General features: G+C 54.1%; 2 protein-coding genes. Both read left to right on the forward strand.

Translation table 11 applies throughout. From position 1 onward, the window contains the following. Positions 1 to 196: 196 nt before the first annotated feature. Positions 197 to 1,852: a glycerol-3-phosphate dehydrogenase/oxidase gene (locus NZ653_09980; protein MCS7287446.1), complete on the forward strand. Its 1,656-nt coding sequence runs from the start codon at positions 197 to 199 to the stop codon at positions 1,850 to 1,852. Positions 1,853 to 1,951: 99 nt separating this feature from the next. Further along, positions 1,952 to 2,464 carry an NTPase gene (locus tag NZ653_09985; GenBank protein ID MCS7287447.1) on the forward strand — a complete coding sequence of 171 codons (513 nt, stop codon included), beginning with the start codon at positions 1,952 to 1,954 and terminating at the stop codon, positions 2,462 to 2,464. Positions 2,465 to 2,991 lie beyond the last annotated feature (527 nt).

A 2,991-nucleotide genomic window follows, 5' to 3' on the forward strand; every position in this document is an offset into this window, starting at 1 on the left:
TCGTGGACGGGTTGCAAAGGATGGCTGATCGCTCCCTTTTGAGGTTTCTGGGGGGCATCTTTAAACCTTTAGGAGGGGGCTTTGATCTACCTCCACCCCCAAAGGGGACTCATTAAATCTACTAAGTTTTGCGACTTATCGCTCAGGAGCATATAATCTTTCTGCGCATAAAATTTCTTTGCAGGGAGGTAATCCTATGAGGTTCTCCTTCAGAGAAAGGGAAGAAAACCTGGAACGCCTGAGCCGTGAAGAGTTTGATGTGCTGGTAGTGGGTGGGGGCATAACAGGAGCAGGAATAGCATGGGATGCAGCACTGAGGGGCTTCAGGACGGCCCTCATTGAAAAAGATGATTTCGGAAGCGGCACCAGCTCTCGCTCTTCCCGCCTTATCCACGGAGGCCTCCGTTACTTGCGTTATTTTCAGTTTGATCTGGTTCGCGAAGCTTGCGTAGAGCGTTTCCTCTTGCTGCGGCGCCTTGCCCCTCACATGGTCAGACCATTGCCCTTTATCTACCCCGCCTACAAAGGCCGAGGGGTGGGACTCCTGGAGCTCAGAGTTGGGATGTGGTTGTATGACCTTTTGGCCTTTTCCCACCGCATTGGAAATTACCAGGTCATGGGTTCCGCAGAGGCTCTGAAGGTGGAGCCAGTTTTGGAAAAAGCAGGCTTGCGAGGCGCTGCCTTTTTCTACGATTGTCTGGGCCACGATGCCCAGATCACCATAGCAACCGTCAGGGCAGCACACCGCGCAGGAGCAGTATGCGCCAATTATGTCGAAGCCGTTGGAGTGTTGAGGAGCAAAGAGAAAGTGCGAGGTGTGGCAGCCAGGGACGTGCCCTCAGGAAAGGAGATGGAGGTAAAGGCCAGGATTGTGGTGAATGCCGCCGGCCCCTGGGCCGATAAGGTTATAGCTCTGGACTCGCCCAGTTACAGCGAAGGTCTTCGCCTCACAAAAGGAGTTCACCTGGTAGTGCGACGGGATAGAATCGGCCACCGAAATGCCGTTACCCTTTCTTCCCCACGAGATGGGCGTTTCGTCTTCCTCATACCCTGGTGGCAGTTCACTTTGATAGGCACCACCGATACCGACTACGAGGGTAGCCTTGAAGACGTCTGCGCTGAATCCGAAGATGTGGAATACTTGCTGGAAACTATTAACTTTAACCTTCCTCACCTCGCCCTCGGACAGGAAGATGTAATAAGCACATTTGCTTCCCTCAGACCCCTGGCTTTTAAGAGGGGCGCATCACCTTACGATGTCTCCCGTAAGCACCGGATCTTTGAAACTCCAGGGGGAATGCTATGCATAGCTGGAGGAAAATACACTACTTTCCGCAAGATGGCTTGCGATCTGGTAAATAGAGCAGCGGAAAAGCTGGCTCGCGAGTTTTCCCTCTACCCTCGGGAACAGTGCCGAACTTCCCAGACCCCGCTCCCCGGCGGTGAATGCCCACCCGATAAGGAGACCCTTTCGGCCCTTGGGGAAGTTACAGGTCTGGATGAGGAAGCAGTGGATTATTTGGCTTTTTCTTACGGCTCCGAAATTGAGAATTTACTTCAGTTTATCCAGGCAGACCCATCCCTGGCTAAGCCTATCGTCCCCGGTTTACCTTATTTGAAAGCTCAGATACTCCACGCCGTTCGCCATGAGATGGCTTTAACGTTACGAGATTTCATGATGCGCCGCACCCGCTTGCTCTACGAAACTCGCGATGGTGGATTGAGCGCTGCCCCCGAAGTGGCCCGTCTCATGGCTTCAGAGTTAGGCTGGGATCAAGCCAGGATTCAAGAAGAGCTGGCAGCTTACCGGAAGGAGTGGGAAAAAACCCAGCGCTTCCGGGCTAACCAATGAGCAGGGCTGTGTGAAAGGCGCTTCGCTCACGAATGGCCAGAAATTCCAGACCCAAGTAAAGGGGAGCCGGTTGGGGTTTTGGAGGGCGCATCTCACAGGATGAATTTGCTTCTGACAGGCAGGCCTGGAATAGGCAAGACAACTGTTATAAAAAGGGTGCTGGAAGTTTTGAAAGTTCCAGCTACTGGTTTCTATACGCGGGAGATCCGTGGCCCTCAGGGCCGTCTGGGGTTTGAGGCCATAACCCTGGATGGCAGAAGGTGCACCCTGGCCCACGTGAATTTCAAGAGCCCTTACCGGGTAAGCAAATATGGGGTTGATGTATCCACCTTTGAAGAAATAGTTGTGCCTTCCATAGATCCCGATCTTCACCCGCACGCGGCCCTCATAGTCATAGATGAGATCGGCAAGATGGAGTGCTTTTCCGACCGCTTTTGTAAAACGGTGATCAGAGCGTTGGATTCCAACAAGCCCGTTTTGGGAACTATCACTTTGGGAGGAAATGCTTTCATTGAGGGTATCAAGCGCCGTTCCGATGTGGAGTTAATTCTGGTAACTCTGGAGAACAGGGATCGCCTTCCGGCTGTGATTATGGGTAAGTTAAGGCTGTAAACTTAAGGTCATTATCGGTTTCTGCTTCGGGGAAGCGTTTTTCTTTTTGGTTACGAGGCGAAACGGCCATAACTTGTCATGGGTGAAACGTGTAAGGGACTCTCAGAACTTCTTCTGGATGGGGCTTCGTTCCCCTCCACCCCCGGAAATTTTCCCACCCTCGTGGGCCTGAGGTTCGCCACGGTTAGGGTCCCACTCGTGGGCGGGTTGCAAAAGGTGGGTGATCGCTCCCTTTTGAGGTTTCTGGGGGCACATCCCCCAGACCCCCTGCCATGGGGCTAAAGCCCCCTGGACCCCCCGATTTTCCCACCCTCGTGGGCTCAGGGTTTGCCACGGTTTTGGGTCCCACTCGTGGGCGGGATGCAAAGGATGGCCGATCGCTCCCTTCAAAGGTTTTGGGGGACACCCCCAAACCCCCGGGATGGGGGCTTCGCCCCCCTCCACCCCCCGATTTTTCCCGCCCTCGTGGGCTGAGGGTTTGCCACGGTTTTGGGTCCCACTCGTGGGCGGGGTGCAAGGGTTGGCTG

The organism is Anaerolineae bacterium (genome assembly GCA_025062375.1).
Lineage (GTDB): Bacteria > Chloroflexota > Anaerolineae > SpSt-600 > SpSt-600 > SpSt-600.

Excerpts from the sequence above, each read along its gene's own strand:
- NZ653_09985 (MCS7287447.1), top strand. The coding sequence starts at position 1,952 with ATGAATTTGCTTCTGACAGGCAGGCCTGGAATAGGCAAGACAACTGTT.
- NZ653_09980 (MCS7287446.1), top strand. The coding sequence starts at position 197 with ATGAGGTTCTCCTTCAGAGAAAGGGAAGAAAACCTGGAACGCCTGAGC.